The organism is Thiothrix nivea DSM 5205 (assembly GCF_000260135.1).
Taxonomy (GTDB): domain Bacteria; phylum Pseudomonadota; class Gammaproteobacteria; order Thiotrichales; family Thiotrichaceae; genus Thiothrix; species Thiothrix nivea.
This window is the reverse complement of sequence record NZ_JH651384.1, coordinates 1,845,220-1,863,344: the sequence shown is the minus strand read 5'-3', so window position 1 is coordinate 1,863,344 and position 18,125 is coordinate 1,845,220. Positions and strand designations below refer to the sequence as shown.

General features: G+C 55.7%; 17 protein-coding genes and 1 tRNA gene. 12 read left to right on the top strand and 6 right to left on the bottom strand.

What is annotated here, in order from left to right; all coding sequences use genetic code 11:
• Positions 1 to 137 precede the first annotated feature (137 nt).
• From THINI_RS25650 to THINI_RS09280, 6 genes are all read left to right on the top strand, one after another.
• Entirely contained in the window at positions 138 to 1,580 is a 1,443-nt protein-coding gene (locus THINI_RS25650) for a sensor histidine kinase (RefSeq protein ID WP_211206969.1), read from the top strand.
• A 17-nt stretch (positions 1,581 to 1,597) separates the two neighbouring features.
• A complete protein-coding gene (locus THINI_RS09300) occupies positions 1,598 to 2,263 on the top strand; it encodes a response regulator transcription factor (RefSeq protein WP_002708346.1) in 666 nt (221 codons plus the stop codon).
• A gap of 137 nt (positions 2,264 to 2,400) precedes the next feature.
• Entirely contained in the window at positions 2,401 to 3,363 is a 963-nt protein-coding gene (locus tag THINI_RS09295) for a sensor histidine kinase (RefSeq protein WP_169314609.1), read from the top strand.
• A gap of 209 nt (positions 3,364 to 3,572) precedes the next feature.
• Positions 3,573 to 3,836, top strand: a complete 264-nt coding sequence (locus tag THINI_RS09290) for a hypothetical protein (RefSeq protein ID WP_002708344.1) — start codon at positions 3,573 to 3,575, stop codon at positions 3,834 to 3,836.
• A 179-nt stretch (positions 3,837 to 4,015) separates the two neighbouring features.
• Complete coding sequence (locus THINI_RS09285) at positions 4,016 to 4,690, top strand: RNA polymerase sigma factor (protein ID WP_002708343.1); 675 nt, start codon at positions 4,016 to 4,018, stop codon at positions 4,688 to 4,690.
• Complete coding sequence (locus tag THINI_RS09280; RefSeq protein WP_002708342.1) at positions 4,680 to 5,291, top strand: hypothetical protein; 612 nt, start codon at positions 4,680 to 4,682, stop codon at positions 5,289 to 5,291. The genes THINI_RS09285 and THINI_RS09280 overlap by 11 nt, the downstream gene beginning before the upstream one ends.
• Here the strand turns inward: THINI_RS09280 and THINI_RS09275 are convergent.
• Complete coding sequence (locus THINI_RS09275) at positions 5,273 to 7,651, bottom strand: CHAT domain-containing protein (protein WP_002708341.1); 2,379 nt, start codon at positions 7,649 to 7,651, stop codon at positions 5,273 to 5,275. The genes THINI_RS09280 and THINI_RS09275 overlap by 19 nt on opposite strands.
• Before the next feature lie 231 nt (positions 7,652 to 7,882).
• Here THINI_RS09275 and THINI_RS09270 point away from each other — a divergent pair, with 231 nt between their 5' ends.
• The 6 genes from THINI_RS09270 to THINI_RS09245 all read left to right on the top strand — a co-directional run bounded on the left by THINI_RS09270 (position 7,883) and on the right by THINI_RS09245 (position 14,131).
• Positions 7,883 to 8,902 carry a hypothetical protein gene (locus tag THINI_RS09270; protein ID WP_002708340.1) on the top strand — a complete coding sequence of 340 codons (1,020 nt, stop codon included), beginning with the start codon at positions 7,883 to 7,885 and terminating at the stop codon, positions 8,900 to 8,902.
• A gap of 50 nt (positions 8,903 to 8,952) precedes the next feature.
• Positions 8,953 to 9,351: a PEGA domain-containing protein gene (locus tag THINI_RS09265; RefSeq protein WP_002708339.1), complete on the top strand. Its 399-nt coding sequence runs from the start codon at positions 8,953 to 8,955 to the stop codon at positions 9,349 to 9,351.
• Between the two features lie 241 nt (positions 9,352 to 9,592).
• On the top strand, positions 9,593 to 11,029 hold the full coding sequence (locus THINI_RS09260) for a trypsin-like serine peptidase (RefSeq protein ID WP_002708338.1): 1,437 nt from the start codon (positions 9,593 to 9,595) through the stop codon (positions 11,027 to 11,029).
• A 161-nt stretch (positions 11,030 to 11,190) separates the two neighbouring features.
• Complete coding sequence (locus tag THINI_RS09255; protein WP_002708337.1) at positions 11,191 to 12,387, top strand: aspartate aminotransferase family protein; 1,197 nt, start codon at positions 11,191 to 11,193, stop codon at positions 12,385 to 12,387.
• 32 nt (positions 12,388 to 12,419) lie between these two features.
• A complete protein-coding gene (gene argF / locus THINI_RS09250; protein ID WP_002708336.1) occupies positions 12,420 to 13,355 on the top strand; it encodes an ornithine carbamoyltransferase in 936 nt (311 codons plus the stop codon).
• Positions 13,352 to 14,131 carry an exodeoxyribonuclease III gene (locus THINI_RS09245; RefSeq protein WP_002708335.1) on the top strand — a complete coding sequence of 260 codons (780 nt, stop codon included), beginning with the start codon at positions 13,352 to 13,354 and terminating at the stop codon, positions 14,129 to 14,131. The genes argF and THINI_RS09245 overlap by 4 nt, the downstream gene beginning before the upstream one ends.
• A 48-nt stretch (positions 14,132 to 14,179) precedes the next feature.
• Here the strand turns inward: THINI_RS09245 and THINI_RS09240 are convergent, their stop codons facing one another.
• The 5 genes from THINI_RS09240 to THINI_RS09220 form a co-directional block, all read right to left on the bottom strand.
• Positions 14,180 to 15,250, bottom strand: a complete 1,071-nt coding sequence (locus tag THINI_RS09240) for an EndoU domain-containing protein (protein WP_002708334.1) — start codon at positions 15,248 to 15,250, stop codon at positions 14,180 to 14,182.
• 108 nt (positions 15,251 to 15,358) lie between these two features.
• On the bottom strand, positions 15,359 to 15,610 hold the full coding sequence (locus THINI_RS09235; protein ID WP_002708333.1) for a hypothetical protein: 252 nt from the start codon (positions 15,608 to 15,610) through the stop codon (positions 15,359 to 15,361).
• Positions 15,611 to 15,620: 10 nt separating this feature from the next.
• On the bottom strand, positions 15,621 to 16,481 hold the full coding sequence (locus THINI_RS09230) for a DNA/RNA non-specific endonuclease (RefSeq protein ID WP_002708332.1): 861 nt from the start codon (positions 16,479 to 16,481) through the stop codon (positions 15,621 to 15,623).
• 205 nt (positions 16,482 to 16,686) lie between these two features.
• Positions 16,687 to 16,762, bottom strand: a tRNA-Lys gene (locus tag THINI_RS09225).
• Positions 16,763 to 16,809: 47 nt separating this feature from the next.
• Positions 16,810 to 18,075, bottom strand: a complete 1,266-nt coding sequence (locus THINI_RS09220) for a YeeE/YedE family protein (protein WP_002708331.1) — start codon at positions 18,073 to 18,075, stop codon at positions 16,810 to 16,812.
• Between the last annotated feature and the right edge of the window lie 50 nt (positions 18,076 to 18,125).

Genomic DNA, 18,125 nt, shown 5'->3' with positions numbered 1-18,125 from the left:
AAGGAGTGGTGCTGACATTCGGTTACAGTTCTGACGGAAGCCCGGTGAGTTACAAGAAAAGGAGCCTGTTGGGTTTTTGCGGTCGTGTTTATGATTATCTGGCGGAAAAAAGTCAGCAAGACCCAGGTTATAGGTTGGTGTCTGAACCAATCACGCGGGCGGATTGGCGTTTTGATAAGTTTCCGCGAGACCTGAATAAGCAACCGGGGATTTTGTGCGGGCCCAGTTCGGGCACCCAAAGCCGTGTAGAGGGGCTGGAGCCTGAAGATGGGGCATTCAAAGGGGAGTTTACGCAAATATTTTTCACTACTAATGCCAAGGTACTGATCAGGAAAGAGAAAGTTTCTGCCCTGTATGCTGGTGAACCTGTCAGGATAGGCGTGCTGGATTCAAAAATCCAGGACAAGGAAACAAATCCGCAAACCAATTGTAACAGGCCGCTGAAATCGGTTGGCTCTACAGTGACAACTACCAGTGTTTCGGGGTTGTTTCCCCATGCCCGGATGCTTGGTGTCGTTAACCGGGATGAGGCGGTGGAGTGCTTGAAAGAGACGGTTGATAAAGGTTTGGACGCTTATGCGGGGGATGGTGTTGTCCTTGGGGACATGCGGAGTGAGGATCTGAAAGAAATACGTGATAGTTTCAGCATTGAGCCGCCACTGGGCAGTTTTTTGCGCGAAGATTATGTTTTGGCGGTGTATAACGCTCCCGGTCTGGCAGAGCGTTTGAATGAGTGGTTGAACTCAGAGCCAGGGGTGCAGGCAAGGGCGGAACTGGAAAGCAAACGCGATGGCAATTTCCTAACCCAATCCCTGTCGGACTTGCTGGTATGGGCAAACCGTAGCGACCATCTGCCGCAGTTTTATATCAGCTTGTTGCTGACGGCGCTGTTGTTGGCGGGTGTCGGTGCACTGGGCGCATGGCTGCTGTTGCGGCGGCGTGGCGGCTGGCTGGCGGGGCAGGGTGGCAACAGTCTGTTCAGCCCGTTGGAGCAGGATGAACGCCGCCATTTTTCCCGTGAGTTGCATGACAATGTGCTGCAAATGCTGGCGGCGGCCAGACGCCGGATTGAGCTGGCGCAGAAGCAGATTGCCCGCAGTGATGGCGCTTACGAGGATAACCTGAACGTTTCCATGGCGACCTTGGGCGAAACTATTGATGAAGTGCGGCGGATTTCCCACGAAATGCGCAATGAGATGGAAGATGCGCTGGATGCGTTGCTGCGGGATTTCGAGGAGCGCAACGGCATCCAGGTCAACAAAATCTGTTCTGTCCGCTTGCAGGATTTGCCGGAACGCACCTCCCTGATGCTCTACCGGGTGACGCAGGAGGCGCTGATGAACATTGAGCGCCATGCGCAGGCCAGCGAAGTAGAAGTGCGCCTGCACAAGAATAGCAAACAGGTGCGGATGGAAATCCGCGATAACGGGAAGGGTTTCAATCCCGACCAGTTGCCGCCGCAGAAAGGCATTGGCCTGAACAACATGGCCGAGCGGGTCGAGCTGTTGGGCGGCAAACTGCGTATTGATAGTGCGCCGGGGCGCGGCGCGCTGGTGTGGGCAACGGTTCCTTTGGCTTAGTTTTGTGGAGAGTGATGATGGCGCGAACCATTCGTTTATTGCTGGCAGATAATCATCCGGCTTATATGGAAGGGCTGGTCGCCCTGTTTCGGGAGGAACCCGATATTGAAGTCGTCGGTTGCGCCGTCAATGGCCAGGAGGCGCTGGAACTGGCGCTGGAGCTGGAGCCGGATATCGTGCTGATGGACATTTCCATGCCGGTGATGGACGGTCTGGAAGCGACCCGGCGGGTGAAAAAAAGTCTGCCGGGGGTCAAGGTGCTGGTTTGCACCATGCACAATTCGCCGGAGTATGCCGTGCAAGCCACTGAGGCGGGTGCGGTTGGTTTTGTGACCAAGGATTTGCCATTTGCGGCTTTGTTGCCAACCGTCAAGGCAGTGCAGGCGGGCGTCATCGTGTTGCCGCCACCCCCACCACCGCCTCCGCCGCCACCCCAGCCGCCGAAAACGGATCTAACCGAGACGGAAGCCCGGGTGTTCGTGCTGATGGTGCAAGGCGTTGAGCGGAACAGCAGTTACCAGCGCCTGACCAGCAGCGGTGCGATCGCGCGGGCGCTGGGCATGGCGACGCGCACGGTGGAAGCGCACCGCGCCAGTATCCGCGACAAGCTGGGTAACCTTACCCCGGTGGAAATGGTCAGGTACGCACTCAAACACGGCCTAATTGATGATGAGATGATTTGAACCCTACGTATTTCTACGCGCTAGGCATCCGTAGTTTTACGGTTCTGCGGGTGTTTTTGCCAATAGTGACGACGGGTTCCCTGCCTTAAGCTATGTGCTTGTCCAATCCTGCTGTTCCTGCTGCCATGAAACCAGCCTTGTCCCTGAAAACTAAAATCCTGTTGTTGGTAATCCTGCCCTTGCTGTTCCTGTCCGGCTTCATTGCGGTGGTCGGCATGCAGGTGGGGCGTGGGTTTGCGGCGGAACAGCAGCGAATCCTGACGACGGTATTGAATGATCCTGAACTGCATGATGTCCGTGCTGATGTGGGAGATAGCCTGAGGCAAGCCACGCATAAGGTGCAGAGAGCTTTCCGTTACATCCTGATCCTGCTGGCGCTGACGATACTGGCCATCATGCTGCTGGTGTGGTGGGTGAACCTGCACGAAAGCCGTCTTGCCGATCGCCATCTGCGCGAGTTGGTGCACAACTTCATCCGCTTGCAGGTGGAAGAGCGCCGCCGTTTTGCCCATGCGTTGCATGACGGCATCAACCAGCTGATCGGGGCGGCCAAGTTCCGCGTCGAACTGGCGTCACGCCAACTGGCCAAGGGCAAGGGTGATTATCAGGACAGCCTCGGCAAGGCGCAGGAGACGTTGGTGGAATGCATGGGGGAAGTGCGGCGTATTTCCCACGGCCTGCGCCCCGGCCTGCTGGATGAAATGGGTCTGGAAGCGGCGATAAAGCGTCTGCTGGAAGCGTTTGCCGGACGCACCGGTATCCAGATAGACCAACAATTGCGGATTGATCAGGCAGCTATGCCGGATGACGCCGCCATCATGCTCTACCGGGTGTTGCAGGAAGCGCTGACCAATATCGAGCGCCATGCCAATGCCTGTCATGTCGAGGTGCAGTTGCGGCAGGAAAAGCATGAGGCCATGCTGGCAATCAGCGATGATGGCCAAGGCTTTGCCCCGGAGCATTTGCCGCCCGGCAAGGGCATTGGCCTGCAAAACATGCGCGAACGGATGGAACTGCTGGATGGCAGTTTCCAACTGGAAAGCGCCACGGGGCATGGAACCCGCATCCATGCGCAGTTGCCGTTGTCAACACCAGAATAGTGCCATGCCGTAGTTTTACGAATTCACCGGCCATCATTTTTCCTGACTCCCTACGTAATTTTACCGTATCTCATGTGTGTTATTTCCCATGAGCCATGGGTAGAAAAACACGTGAATATGTATTTTTTGTCAATTTATTCATAAAGTTAACTTTGAGATGCTGACTCTGTAACAACGCACAACCAATATTAATGCGAGGAGTAAGCACCATGAAAACTATCCCTTACATGATGTCCAGTTTGTTCCTGACAGTGGCGCTGGTGACGGGAGCCAGTGCAGATGATGTCAAGACGCGCAGCATAGTGACTGTTGGGGGCGCTAGCGCAGCAGAACCGTTGTGCGCAGGGCACGATACGGCTGCCGGGAACGGGGATGCGGTATGCGCCCCTGCTGACAAGGCGGCCGCCGCCAAGCCACGACCCACTGGCGCAGTCACAATAGTACCCAGCACGCTAAGGTTTACGCGCACATGATAACGCAGCCACTGGTGGCGTCAGTGGCTGCGTTGGCGGACATGCCGGAGGCAACTGTCCCGGCATTTTCTATTTTTATTCAGACTAAAAAATTCTAGTGAAACAAGCACTAAAAATATAAGTACCATCTCTGCGGCAGTTGAGGCTAACCCCTGTTTAACACTTAGGACGTATAACCCATGCATAACGACACGGCTTCAATGGAGTACGACCGGCAGTTGTTTGAGCGTTTTTGTGGTCGGGACGTGCGCGCGGGGATTGAAATGGAGAATGCCTATGGCAAACGCCTGTTTCACTATATTCGCCGCAGTTGTATCTACAATGACATTGAGGGTGCGCAGGATTGCCTGCAAAGCACATGGCTCAAACTGATCCGGTATTGTGGCAAGCCTTTGCCGGACTCAGGTTTGTGGGCAATGCTGTGCACAATGGCGAAAAGCCAAGCGTTGGATGACCACCGCAAACTGGTGCGCCAGAAACGCGACCCGGGCACGCTGATGCTCAGGCTGGATCAGTACGATGAGGGTTCCAGACCGCAGGAGCCGGTGGATGACGGCCCCAATCCGGAAGAATGGTTGTTGTTGTTGGAGGAGGCGTTGGCCGACGAGGCGCAACGGGCTGTGTTCAAACGAGCCTTTGCTGCCTTGCCGGAAAAGCAGCGCCAAGCGTTGGAATTACAAATTGGACAAGGTTTATCCATTAAGGCGATTGCAGAACGGATGCAGGAAAAGCACGAAACAGTGCGCTCCCACCTGCGTTATGCAAAAGACAAGTTAAAACGCGATTTATCAGCGACTGATCATAACAGCAAGGATAGCCACAAATTGATGGAGATTGACTGCCATGCAGCATGAGACACCTGATACTCCGGTTGGGGACGACGACCCCGCTGACGCACGCCGGTTGGCGGCTTTGTACCGGGCGGCGTTGCTGGATGAGGATTTCCAGCAGCAAGTGCGCCGCGACATACAGGCATTGCCGCCGGTTTCCGATACCGTGAGTGTGTCAGAAACCGCCTTTGTCGAGGATGGGCCGTTACCGGAAGGCTTGCGCGGGCGCTTGCGTGCCATGCAGGAGGGTGCTCCTGCCGTCAAGCGCTGCGTTGCCGCACTGCCATGGTGGAAGCAGCTGTGGCGCTCTGAAGGTTGGTCACGGCTGTCACTGCCCGCGCCGGGGTTTACCCTGCCCGCTGCCGTGGCGATGGGCTTGCTGTTTGGGGGGGTATTGGTGCCGTTACTGCGGCAGGGGTCGCCGGAGACGCCGGTGCTGCGCGGTTCCGGCTCCGATAGCGCGGTTACTGCTGCCGGGGCAGACAATGCCTGCGCCATCACGGGGGTCGAACGTGCCGACCCGGCACAGTGGTGGGCGGCGATCCAGCGTTGTGAGCAGCAGTCTGCCAAGGAAAAGCAGGCGCTGCGCAAACAGTTCCCTAACTATCAATTGCCCTCGCCGTAAAGGCTAAAGCCGGCCCAGTAAAACGGGTGGGAATGGGTTTCGCCTTGCAGCATTGAACGCATCGCCGCCTGCAAGGCTTGGGCGCGGTGTTGGGTTGGCAGGTGGTCAAACAGGGCTTCCATCAAACGCCGGGTCTGGGCGGAATCAATGTCCCAGTTGGCGGCCAACACGCTGCGGGTTCCGGCGCTGAAAAAAGCTTTGACCAGGGAAGACAGCCCGTCTTCCAACCCGGTCAGTCTGGCGGTGCTACAGGCAGACAGCAGCACCCAATCGGCATTCAGGCGCAGGCTGGCAATTTCACTGGCAGTCAGTTGCCCGTCATCGGTGGCGGAAGCGCCCAGCACCAGGCTGGCTTCCTGGACATTCACGCCATTGGGGATGTTGGCGTGGCTGGCAAAACTGATGGTGCGGAATTGCCGCAATTCACCGCTCTGATCCAGTTGCTTGAGTCGGGTTTCACGGGCCTCGCTACCGGTGAACACGAACGCTGGATCGCCTTGGAGGCGTTGGCATTGGTACGCCAGTTCCTCGGCAGCACCGGGCAGGTTGTTTCCCGGTGCGCCCATGCCCAGAAACGGGCGGCGCTGGTCAGGCTTGGGCAAGGCGGGCAGTTGGCCGCGCAGGTTGGCCAACGCCGCAATCGAGGGCAGGTAGGCAAAGGTGTAAGTGTCCATCAGCCAGTCGGTGTCGCGGTAATCCTGCGGTGGGCGTGGCGCTGTTTTCACCAGCAGGTGCAGGGGCAGACGCAGCAATTCGTCATCGGTGACCGCAATGATGTGGCGGATGCCCTCCAGGTCGGCGGCAGCGAACAGTTCGCGGTAAAGCTGGTGCGCCAGAGTCAGGTCAAAAGGCTCCGGTTTGGGGTTGGCGTTGCTGACCCGGCGCATCGGTTTCAGCAATTCGGTAATCGCTTGTGCGGGGAAATGGGCGGCTAAGCGGTGCAGTTTGGCGGGTTTGTCGGCACGGGCGACAAACAGGTAGGTAGTGCTGTCCTGGGTGTCGGGGTTTTGGTCGATCACCCAGGCCATGAATGCCTCACCGTCGCGCAATAACGGTTGCAGTGATTCCAGCGTCAAGGGTGCGGGGTTGGCCAACTGGCGGTAGGCGGGGAAGCTTGCCAGTAATGCCTGATCCTGTTCCGCAATGTTTTGCCTAATTTCTGTCAGGGTTTGGCCGATACGGGTGGCTTGGGCTGGGTTTGCCACAATGAGTGCCGCGTACTGTTGTTCCAGTTGGGTTTGCGTTTGCCGCCATTGCCACAGTTGCCTGAGTTGGGTGCTTTGCGTGGGGTCGCCGCTGGCACTCAGGCGCAATGCTGCCTGTTGCAGGCTTTGCATCCGCTGCAAGCCGTGCAGTTGCTGGATGGCCCAGAAAGCTTCTTCCAGCCCTTGCGGCTGTTTGTCGGCAGGGGCTTGGGCGTGGAGTTGCAATTGCAGGCGGGCAAAGTGGCGTAGGTCATCCAGGTCTTCCTGACTGGCCAGCAGGGTTCCGGTGGCTACGTTGGCAGGCGTCTGCTGGTGATAGGTGGGCGCGGCCTGCGCCAGTAGCTTGGCAGCCTCGCTGTAATTGTCTTCCCGCAGGGCGATGCTGGCCAATTGCGTCTTGATCCGTGCCAGCGCTTTTTGCTGTAACGGGCTGGGCGGCAGCTCTTGGTAATAACTGAGGCTGGCAGCGTAGAGGCGTTTGGCTTTGGCGTATTGCTGCTGAGCCTGATCATTGCGGGCTAGGTTGTAGCGGTTGGTGGCGTATTCCGTGCTGTTTGTGGTGTAAGTCTGCTGGATTAGCGCGGCACTTTCCTGCAACAGTTTTTCATGTTGCGCATAATCTCGCTGTTGGAAATAGGCATTGGCCAGGTTGTTCAGGATCAAGGCGCGGTATTGGTCGGGGTGCTGGGCGGTGGAAACGTGCTGCAAGGCTTGTTGGTACTTTCCAATGGCTTTATCAAGTTCGCCTGACTGGTAATAAAAATCGCCAAGATGCGTCAACGGCTCAAAGTAACGTGGGTGACGGTCTGGCAGCATGTCGGCAGCGTCCTTGAGCCGCATTTCGGCTTGGTCAGGGTGTTGGCTCCAGTCCATATAAAATTTTGCCAGATTGATGATGGCGAATGCTTTGGCGTCATCAGTTGGGGAGTTTTCGATGCTTTGCTTAAAAGCGCTTTCTGCTTTGGCGTAGTTGAATTCGCATTGGCTGTAATAGCTACCCCAGGCGCTGAGTGAGGCGGCATAGCCGTCAGTATGGGGTGTTGCGGTGGTGGCTGCGGGTGTCGTTTGGCAGTCAACATCAGCATGGGCGCTATGGGGGGCGGCCAAATACAGGCATAGCCCACTGATCATGATGGGTGATAAGTATCCCCGCATGGTTTGTTCCTATCAGTATTGTGCATAAAATTTAACACTATTGCCTTTGTTTCAATGCGAAATAATATTTATATGGGACTGTTAAATATCTATGAGGTTTATTGGATTTATTTTAACCCCTTAGGTGCGGGGGCAGCGTATTCACTGATGTTAGCGTTTGAATAACGGGCTATTGGAACCAGCCTTATACACAACGCTAGCAGAATAATATTTTTTATTGAGGTGAGTATTATGAGAAGCATGAAATGGATGGTGGTTGCATTGTTGGGCAGTACGCTGGCGGCTTGCGGCGGTGGTGGCAGCAGTGGCTCTGCTGTCAATGCCCGCGCCATGTTGAATCCTGAAGCTGGCTCAAGCTACAACCGCAGTTTACCGGATGCGGGGGGCGGTGATGCTACTTATGTGGGTACAGGCGGCAATTACAACGCTGCGCAATTGAGTGAGCTGAACCGACCCAATTTCACGCTTTTGCTCATCCAGTCCATGGTAGAGGCCAATATTTTAGGGAATACTTTCCAGCGTCCTGATACCAGTACTGGTTCGGCTTCTGGCACGACAGTAGGGGACATCAGAAAAATGGAGGAGGCTGTGGTCGCGGAGGCAGAGCGGTCATTTGCCACGAATCCTTACCAAGCTAGGCCAGTCAGTGAGACGGTGGGCTGCTATGGTGGTGGAAATTTAACGATAACGGGAGATTTGGATAACAGTACCGGAACAGGCACGCTGGATGTCAATTACGGCGACTGTATTGTCGGCAATATATTAGTTCGTGGTATTGGTAAGCTGGTCATTAATGCAAAAAACTTGACCTATGACAAGTTTTCTGATTTCACATTCCAATACAACGACCTTTCCATTTATAACTGGGAAACCAATGAATTGCATCTGTATACCGGGGCGCGGCAAGTCACTAAAACCATTGTAAATGGGATAACCACTGATTTTAAGGTTCAGTCTGATCTCCATCGCCTGAATCACGATACACAATTGCATACGTATGATGGCACGCTTTATCAGGCTGCCAGAAGTGGTGAACAGATAAAAGGGACGATGTGCGACAACGTTCATGGTTGCGTTGAAGTCAGCACCAGAATCCAGGTGCCTGCTGACGCAAGCCAGGGTGAGATAACCATGACCGGCCTCAATAATAGCGCTATCCGTATTCGCGTCTACAATGGCGGGTTATATGCTGAAGTAGATGGTGAGGGTGATGGTTCTTATGGGCAAGCTATCCATATATTCAGTTTTTAAATAATATTTTTAATAGTACCCATTCACCCAAACTTATGAGCAAACAAACCATGAACAGTTACACCAAAACACTCGCCACCGTCTTGATCGGCGCTGCCATGCTGGCATCCACGGGTTGCGCGAGTATTACACGCGGTACGGAACAGGATTTGGCGGTGGAATCCAACCCGGCAGGGGCAAGCGTTACTTTGTCCAACAGTATGAAGGGCACAACGCCGACCAGTTTCAAGGTCAAACGCAAAGACAGCCTGACTGTCACCGTACAGAAACCGGGTTACAAAACGGCGCATGTACAAGTGGTTCCCAAGGTTTCTGATAATGGGGCGGCAGGCATGGCGGGCAACCTGCTCTTTGGCGGAATCATTGGCGTGGGTGTGGATGCAGCCAATGGCGCAAACAAGGATTTGCAGCCGAACCCAGTCAAAGTCACGTTGGAAAAGGCCAAGTGATACCTGGGGTTTGCTGATGAGGGGTTTTTCCTCTTGCGGCAACCCGACAGGAGCAAAAAAGCCGGGCACGCCCCCGCTTTTTTGTGCCTACAATAGGGTTAGGCGTAGCGGCTTATTTACCAAAAAATTATTTTATTAACTGCGCTGTGATCTTTATTTAACCTGCTTCTCCGAATGGCGTAGAGTTGCCTCACATAATTTACTTTCATTTCAATAAATGCAGCTTGGGGAGTCAATATCAATGACTGTATTCAATCTTTTTGTTCGTACCACCGTGCTGGCACTGTTGCTGGCGGCTCCGCTCTACGCGGACGAAGTCGTGCAAGTGGAAGGGCAACGTTTCAATGCACCTGCGGGCAGTGCCGCCAAAGAGCCGGTGAAATTGCGTCTGGACCCTGCCAGTCTGCCGGTATTGGCGGCGCGTGGCGCGATTGTGAACGCATCTGACACGGTGTTGCCACCGCTGACGGAAGGGGAACGCACCCACTTGCAACAGCAGGATGAGGGTGGGGAAAAAGCTTTGCGGATCGGGGTTGGCCGCAACTTGCCGGAGACTGCCGCGCCAACAGATTGGGCGTGGCGGCCAGTGGATGACGGGCTGGCCGCGCATGTCGGCTTTGTTTCCAGCGGTGCGCAACGGGTGCGTTTGCAATTGAAAGCGCAAAGCTTGCCAGCCGGAGTGGAACTGCGTTTCTATTCGCCGCAAGAGCCAGCGGTGGTGTACGGCCCCTTTACCCAAGCCGATTTCGTGGCATCAACGGATGGCTCTGCCGGGGCAGGGCAGTTGTGGTCGCCGTCGGTGGCTGGCGATACCCTGAAAATGGAAGTTTTCCTGCCAGCGGGTGTGCAGCCAGCAGCGCTGAATTTGCTGGCTCCCAAACTGTCGCACGTGGCTCTGGATCCCGTGAGCGGGGAGGCAGAAGCGGGTGTGTTCAAGGCAGCTTCTACGGCATGCTATTTTGACCTTGCGTGTAGCCCGACGAATTTGCAGGCGGAAGGCGGGGCAGTCGCAGGCTATCTGTTTACCCATGCGAATGGGGACACCGGATTTTGCTCAGGGGTGCTGGTCAATACCACGGTAGGAACGGGCACACCGTATTTCCTGACCGCCAACCACTGCATCAGTGATGCCACTATGGCGGCGACCATGAACCCGGTGTGGCAATTTGCCAATTCCTCCTGTGGTGGTAACGATGCTTCTGCCCATGCCATTTTTACGACGGGTGGCGGTCAGTTGCTGGTGACAGATGCCACGCTGGATACCACGCTGGTGAAGCTGAATACCTACCCGCCAGAACCCAACTTTTTCGCGGGTTGGCGCACAACACTGTTTCAATATCAGGCAAGCGTAACCGGCATCCATCATGATGTGGTGGATGCGGCGATTTTACCCAAGTTGTATTCCGCCGGGACTTTTCTGGGCTATGCCAATGTACAGGATGGCAGGGTAGTGGGTGACAGCAACGGTAAATTCGCCGTGGTACAGTGGACGCAAGGCGTGACGGAAACGGGTGGTAGTGGCTCCGGCTTGTGGGAATCCGAAGGTGGTTCCCTGTACCTCAAGGGTCTCCTGTCACGGGGCAGCGCTTCGTGCAGCAACCCGACGGGGACGGATTATTACGTGCGGTTGGATCAGTCTTACCCCTTGTTGCAACCGTGGCTGAACCCGGCGCATTAAGGCGGGCGAACGGCCTGTAACAAATCCCTTGACAACGCACTAAATTGGTGATTGACAAGCGGAAACCTATTCCCTATATTGTTCCGCTTTCCGCAAAGGCAGCCTGTCTGGGCTGCCTTTCGCATTTCTGGCTTTATGGCTGATAGTTTGGAGGTAGTGCCGTGACCAACGCAGTAATGCCAACGTATGCACGTTTGCCCGTGACTTTCGCCCGTGGTGAGGGCGCGCTCCTGTGGGATACCGCAGGCAAACAATATCTGGACGCCCTCAGCGGCATTTCGGTATGCAACGTCGGTCATGCGCGCCGCGAGGTGGCGGATGCCATTTGCGCGCAGGCGAATGAGCTGTTGCATACCTCCAACCTGTACCAGATCACCCATCAGGAGGCGTTGGCCGAAAAGCTGTGCGCCCTTGCCGGGCTGGATAATGTGTTTTTCGGCAATTCCGGCGCGGAAGCCAATGAGGCTGCCATCAAGATCGCGCGTTTGTACGGCCATAATAAAGGCATCGAAGTACCAACCATTGTAGTCATGACCAACTCCTTCCACGGACGGACGATGGCAACCGTGACCGCCACCGGCAACCCTAAAGCCCAGGCCGGTTTTGGCCCGTTGGTGGAAGGTTTTGTGCGGGTCGAATACGGCGACGCCGACGCGGTGGAGGCGCTGGCGGCAACTAACCCGAACATCGTCGCGGTGCTGGTCGAGCCGGTGCAGGGCGAAGGCGGCATCCGCATTCCGGCGGATGATTACCTGCCACGCCTACGGGTCATTTGCGACCAGCACGACTGGCTGCTGATGCTGGATGAAATCCAGGCAGGCATGTGCCGTACCGGCCAGTGGTTTGCATTCCAGCATACTACGATTAAACCAGATGTCATGACGTTGGCTAAAGCCTTGGGCAATGGTGTGCCGATTGGCGCGTGTTTGGCGGGCGGCAAGGCGGCGAGCGTGTTCGGCCCCGGCAACCACGGCTCCACTTTCGGCGGTAACCCGCTGGCTTGCCGTGCGGCGCTGGCCGTGATTGGGGTGATGGAAAAGGAAAACCTGGCGGCTTATGCAGCCGAACTGGGTGGCTATTTCCTGTCACAATTCCGCGCCAAACTGGCGGGTGTGGCAGGTGTCCGCGAGATTCGCGGCAAAGGTTTGATGCTGGGCATCGAGCTGGAAAAAGATTGCGGCGAACTGGTCAAACAGGCGCTGGAACAGGGTGCGCTGATCAATGTGACGGCAGGCAATGTTATCCGCCTGTTACCACCATTGGTCATGACGCGCGCCCAGGCTGATCAAATAATAACTATGTTAACGGAGTTGGTGCAGGCATTCCTGCAAGCTGCTGCTGGAGAAAAACCATCCTGAAGAGATGGGCAAATGAGAGGAATCAGAGAGAGATGAACAACGCTGTCAGGCATTTTTTAACCCTAACCGATTTTACGCCTGTTGAGCTGCACGCCGTGATTGGCCGCGCTATCCAGTTGAAAGACATGTGGAAACGTCGCGAAGCACACGAGCCGTTGCATTTGCGCACACTGGCAATGATTTTTGAGAAATCGTCCACCCGTACCCGAGTGTCGTTTGAAGCGGGCATGACGCAACTGGGCGGGCATTCCATGTTCCTGTCGCCCAATGATACCCAGTTGGGGCGTGGTGAGCCGATTGAGGATTCCGCCAGGGTCATTTCGCGTATGGTCGATGTGGTGATGATCCGCACCTTCGAGCAGGCAAAGGTTGAGCTGTTTGCGGCCAATTCGCGTGTGCCGGTGATCAACGCCCTGACCGACAAATTCCACCCTTGTCAGTTGCTGGCCGACATGATGACCTGGATGGAACAGCGCGGCCTGCCGAATGGCAAAACCGTGGCGTGGATCGGCGATGGCAACAACATGTGCCATTCGTGGATGAATGCGGCCAAACTGTTCGGTTTCCACCTGAATGTGGCCTGCCCGGAAGGCTACGACCCGGATCAGGATGTGGTGAATGCGACTGAAGGCTGCGTTACGTTCTTCCGCGACCCGAGTGCGGCGGTCGAGGGCGTTGAAGTCGTCGTGACTGATACCTGGGCGAGCATGGGTCAGGAAGCGGAAAAGAAGGAACGTGAGAAAGCCTTTGCCGGTTACCAGGTCACAACCGAGATGATGGCATTGGCGGCGAAAGATGCGTTGTTTATGCACTGCCTGCCCGCTTATCGCGGTCTGGAAGTTTCCGCTGAAGTTATGGATGGCCCGCAAAGCGTGGTCTGGGATGAGGCGGAAAACCGTTTGCACGCGCAGAAGGCGTTGCTGGAAGTGTTGGTGTGTGGGTTTCCGGAAGGAATGCCGGAAGCGTGAGGATTATCTCCGCCAACACCAACGGCATTCGTTCCGCCGCCAAAAAAGGTTTCTTCGAGTGGATGAAGCAGCAGGATGCAGATGTGGTCTGTATCCAGGAAACCAAGGCGCAGGTTCACCAACTGGAAGAAGACCGCGAAACCTTCTTTCCGGCTGGTTATCACTGCTATTACCACGATGCCGAAAAGAAGGGTTACAGCGGCGTGGCGCTCTACTGCCGCAGCGAGCCGGATGCAGTCATCACCGGTATGGGCAATCCCGAGTTCGATGTGGAAGGGCGCTACATTGAGGCGCGTTTCGGTAATCTGAGCGTGGTGTCGCTGTACCTGCCATCCGGCTCCTCCAGTGAGGAACGCCAGCAGGCCAAGTACCGCTGCATGGAGTTTTTCCTGCCGATTATGCAGGAGATGAAAGCCTCTGGGCGCGATTACATCATCTGTGGTGACTGGAATATCGCCCACAAGAACATCGATCTGAAAAACTGGAAATCCAACCAGAAAAATTCTGGTTTCCTGCCGGAAGAACGTGCCTGGCTGGACAAGCTGTTTGATGAAGTGGCATTCGTCGACGGTTTCCGCGAAGTGAATCAGGAGGCCGACCAGTATACCTGGTGGTCAAACCGGGGGCAGGCGTGGGCGAAGAACGTGGGGTGGCGGATTGATTATCATATCCTCACCCCTTCCATGAAAGGTAAAGTCAAGGCGGCATGGATTTACAAGGATGAGCGCTTTTCGGATCATGCGCCGTTGATTCTGGATTACGATTATGCCATGTAGGGGCGTATTGCATACGCCCTCTGCGGAAAGTTATTTTGGAATAATGGCTTACTGCAAACTGATTGGTGCAGCACACTTTGTCTCCTGCACATCAGGCGTAGCATCCGGGTAAAACGTGCGGATGCCATTATTCCGCCGCACAAACACCGTCGCGAATTGTTTCCCATCATCTGCTATCGGCAGAATACACGCAGTGCTTTCCGCAGAGTTTGTCGGATTTTCGGCAAACGCTCGGGTAGCAGCCTTGAGCATGTCTTCCGCATTCATCGTCAGCCCATAACCCTTGATGGAAGAGCGTGCAATGCCGCCATTGGCCGCTTGCATGGTCACGCCCATTGAATACAGCACGCCCGGTACGACTTCATTCTGGCGGTAGTTGTTCATCCGGCAAGCTTCACCACTAACTTGCAACTGTTCATAGCGCCCGTAGAAATGCAGCCCGCCAATTGGGCCACCCGCTACCGGTTCGCCACAGAAAATGTGGTCAAACGCCTTGATGGTGAACCAGGCGTCGGTCAGGTCTTGCAGAAAAGCTGAGTCAGAAGCTGCGGCAGGGCGGTTGGCGTAAACCTTGTTGCCGGTAAACGCGTGGATGCGTTGCAACACGTCAGGGTAGCTTTTCAGCAGGCTCTGGAATTCCTCGGGGGAAACTACCTTGCCCGCCGCGCCGCAGGTTTCGTTGACTGCCCGATCGAATGCGTTCAGTGGCGGGGCAGGTGGGGTAATATCCACCGTTCCGCCGACATTGACCTTGACGGGATTGTCCACGTCGTCGAAAAACGGCAGGCAGCTGGCCTGGTTATCCGGCGGAGGCGTGGTGGCGGTTGCACCGTCGGTGTAGTGACCGCAGCCGAGTTCCACCCATTTGTTCTCAGAGCCGACCAGGATTAGCGCGTGGGTTGGGTCGGGTTGCCGGTTTTCCGCGACCGCAGTGTAGGTTGCGCCGATTTCCAGTGTCACCGGATCGGTTTGCTTGCGCAGGGATGTGTAGGCTGCACACGCCTGTTCAGCCACGAAGCCGCGTGGTTGTGGGAATGTCACTTGTGCAAATACGTTGCTGCCGATGCCTGCAAGCAGTAGGAGGATGGCGGACATTGTTACCCATAGCCCTTGTTTCATGCTGGCTCCCTTTTTCTGAGTGGACGGGTACTTATAGCACAGTCGTGTGACAAGCGTGTTTACTCGTGGTCTTGGGTAGGTGGCGGGTGTAGATTAGTGCATACCGTTTTATAGGAATGGGTTGTCGACCTGTCCCGTTGGTTTTATTGTAATGCTGGCAGGCAATGCGCCGTTGGCTTGTTCTGCCTGTAACACGGCCACCATACCGTCCACCATCTCTTTCAGCTTCAGGGCCAGTTCCAGCCCGGAAGCATCATGGGTAATGTCGAGGCTGCCGTGCAGCGAAACGCGATCCAGCCGGTTTTCAATGTTCAGTTCATGCAGGAGGCGGGTTTCAGCTTCGTTCCTGAAAAAGTCCATTGTCAGCTCCTCAAGGTTGGGGCAAGGCCATGGTGTTTGTTTTACTGTAGTCGCTGATACTGGGGAACGGGTCAATGCCCGCCAGTTGCGCCAGTTCTGCGGCACTCACCATTTTATAGTTCTTACTGGCGTCATTGACGACCCAGTAAGCCCCGCTTTCGCCAGTATTGGCGTCATACACCGCTTTGAAGTAATGACTGGGAACCAGTACCCGGTTGTTGATGCTGTTCAGGGTGGCACCGGCAAATACCGCACCGGACACCACAAACAGTTCCCCGCGTTGTTGGGCCAGGTCACGGGTTTTGTTCTCGATAGAAGACCATAGTCCACGGTTGTTGGTGGGGTTTTGCGGCGTCATGTTGGCCAGGGAAAAGCTTTCCCGCATCGCCTGTTCGGTCGGCATGTCACCTGCTGGAGCCAGGTGGCCACGGTCATAGCCGGAACCGGCATAATCCGCCAGTTCAGAACGCTCATCTGCCGGTAGGGTTGGTTCAGCATGGAAATTGTCGGTGCGGTCAATGTCCATCAGCAGTTCGGCATAGGTCAGGTGTTCGCTTGCCCACAGCGGGGTACGGGTCAGGCCGGAGTGCAGTATGGAGAATTCCGCAAAGCATAGCGCGCGGGTTTTGCTGGCTAGTTTGGCATTGGTCAGGCGCGGCTGTACGCCATCCACATAATCACCGTAACAACTGCCGCCTTCCGAGCCGGATGTCAGGTTATCCCCTTGCGTGACCGTGCTAGTGGTTGCGCCGCCCAATGTCCCGGAAACAGAAGACGGATCGGTATTGCCTGGGGAAGGGGAGGAACAGGCCACCATACTGGAGGCAATCAGGATGACGGCGATAGTGTGGGTAATCGTATTCAATTTCACAGCAGGCTCCCTGCGGCAGGTTTTCTATGCGTTTGGTTATTGGCAGCATGACCACCAAGAGCCGGATACTGATCCGGCTGTTTTATCGGTTGGCAGGCAGCGAGGATGCAGTGTAGCCATGATGGAAATCTGAGTTAAAAGCTGGGTTCACAAGGCAGAAATGAAAAAGGGTTGCACCTGATAAGGATGCAACCCTTCGTCTATATGGTGGGCCGTGTGCGACTCGAACGCACGACCACCTGATTAAAAGTCAGATGCTCTACCGACTGAGCTAACGGCCCGAAGACGCGCTATTATACGGATGCTGCCTCCGGTTTCAAGCCTTTTTTCAGACTTTTTCCAGCTTGCGCAAGCTTTCCGGCAACAGCTTGAGATCTACCAGCCCGGTCAGCAGCGCTTTGCCGAAACTGGCCTCCTCTTCGTACATCATTGTGTAGAACTGCACTTTCATGGTCAGGGCGCTGCCCAGCACGATGCCAGCGAAAGCGATGAAGGAACCAATCGCCAGCGAGGAAACGCCGGTAATGGCCTGGCCGACCGTGCAGCCCATCGCCAATACGCCGCCCAAGCCCATCAGCGCCGCGCCCAGCACATGGTTGATCACGTCACTGGCGGAGGCGAACCATTCAATACGAAAGGTACGGCTAACCAGCGCCCAAGCCAGTGACCCCGTCAGTACACCGAAGAAAGCCATGATTCCGAACGTCAGCAGGGCGCTGTTGAAACCGCCCACAGCATAGCCGACTGCCTGCCCCATCGGGTTGATGAAGGTGAAGGATTGCGGCCCCAATGCTGCGCCGATGGCGGGTTTGCCTTCCTCGGATTCGGCCAGCATGTCCCATTCCCCGTAATACTGGGTCAGTGGGTACATCTCGCCGTCGACATTGACGCTGATGTTGCTGGTGACATACCACGCTGCCAACACGCACAGCCCGACCGTAATGCCACCCAGCGCAAAGTCGGGACTACTGCGGAAGTCTTTGGACTTGAACGCCAGCCATACCAGGGATAGCCCCAGGAGCAGGCCAATGACCAGCCGCACGCTGACAGCGCTTTCCTCACCGGCAATCACCGTACCCAGATCCTGTGACGTGCCCATGTTGATCGCCAGCGGGCTGATCCACGGGTAGAAGAAAATGGAATACAGCGTCTTGTCGGAGCCAGGGAACGGGTTGAGCATGAAATACGCCACGATGCCGATGACCAGAAACACGAAAATGGATTTCAGGTTGCCGCCGCCGATACGTACCAGGCATTTGTTGCCGCAGCCCCCCGCAATGGTCATGCCGATGCCGAACAGGATGCCACCCAACAGGTTTTCCGCCCAGATCAACTGGCCGTTACGGTAAGGGGGGTAGGTGCTGTTCAGGTTGGCCATGCCCAGCATTTCCAGGATGACCACGCCGAGCAGGGCGATGCCAATCGCCAGGCCCCAGGCGCGGAACCGGCTGGTTTCGCCCATGTTGATCCAGTCGGAAACCGCCCCCATGGTACAAAAGTGTGTCTTGTTGACGATTGCGCCCATGATGAACGCAATCACAAACCCCGCTATCAGTAAAAATGACTGTGCGGACGCGAAATCTTCAAACGCCATAATGCCTCCTCTAACTGTGTGCAGGAGGCATTATAGTTTGAGAAATATCA

Coding starts and splice junctions, on each gene's coding strand:
- THINI_RS09290 (WP_002708344.1), top strand. CDS start 3,573: ATGAAAACTATCCCTTACATGATGTCCAGTTTGTTCCTGACAGTGGCG.
- THINI_RS09285 (WP_002708343.1), top strand. CDS start 4,016: ATGCATAACGACACGGCTTCAATGGAGTACGACCGGCAGTTGTTTGAG.
- THINI_RS09270 (WP_002708340.1), top strand. CDS start 7,883: ATGAGAAGCATGAAATGGATGGTGGTTGCATTGTTGGGCAGTACGCTG.
- THINI_RS09235 (WP_002708333.1), bottom strand. CDS start 15,610: ATGGACTTTTTCAGGAACGAAGCTGAAACCCGCCTCCTGCATGAACTG.
- THINI_RS09220 (WP_002708331.1), bottom strand. CDS start 18,075: ATGGCGTTTGAAGATTTCGCGTCCGCACAGTCATTTTTACTGATAGCG.
- THINI_RS09300 (WP_002708346.1), top strand. CDS start 1,598: ATGGCGCGAACCATTCGTTTATTGCTGGCAGATAATCATCCGGCTTAT.
- THINI_RS09265 (WP_002708339.1), top strand. CDS start 8,953: ATGAACAGTTACACCAAAACACTCGCCACCGTCTTGATCGGCGCTGCC.
- THINI_RS09275 (WP_002708341.1), bottom strand. CDS start 7,651: ATGCGGGGATACTTATCACCCATCATGATCAGTGGGCTATGCCTGTAT.
- THINI_RS09240 (WP_002708334.1), bottom strand. CDS start 15,250: ATGAAACAAGGGCTATGGGTAACAATGTCCGCCATCCTCCTACTGCTT.
- argF (WP_002708336.1), top strand. CDS start 12,420: ATGAACAACGCTGTCAGGCATTTTTTAACCCTAACCGATTTTACGCCT.
- THINI_RS09260 (WP_002708338.1), top strand. CDS start 9,593: ATGACTGTATTCAATCTTTTTGTTCGTACCACCGTGCTGGCACTGTTG.
- THINI_RS09280 (WP_002708342.1), top strand. CDS start 4,680: ATGCAGCATGAGACACCTGATACTCCGGTTGGGGACGACGACCCCGCT.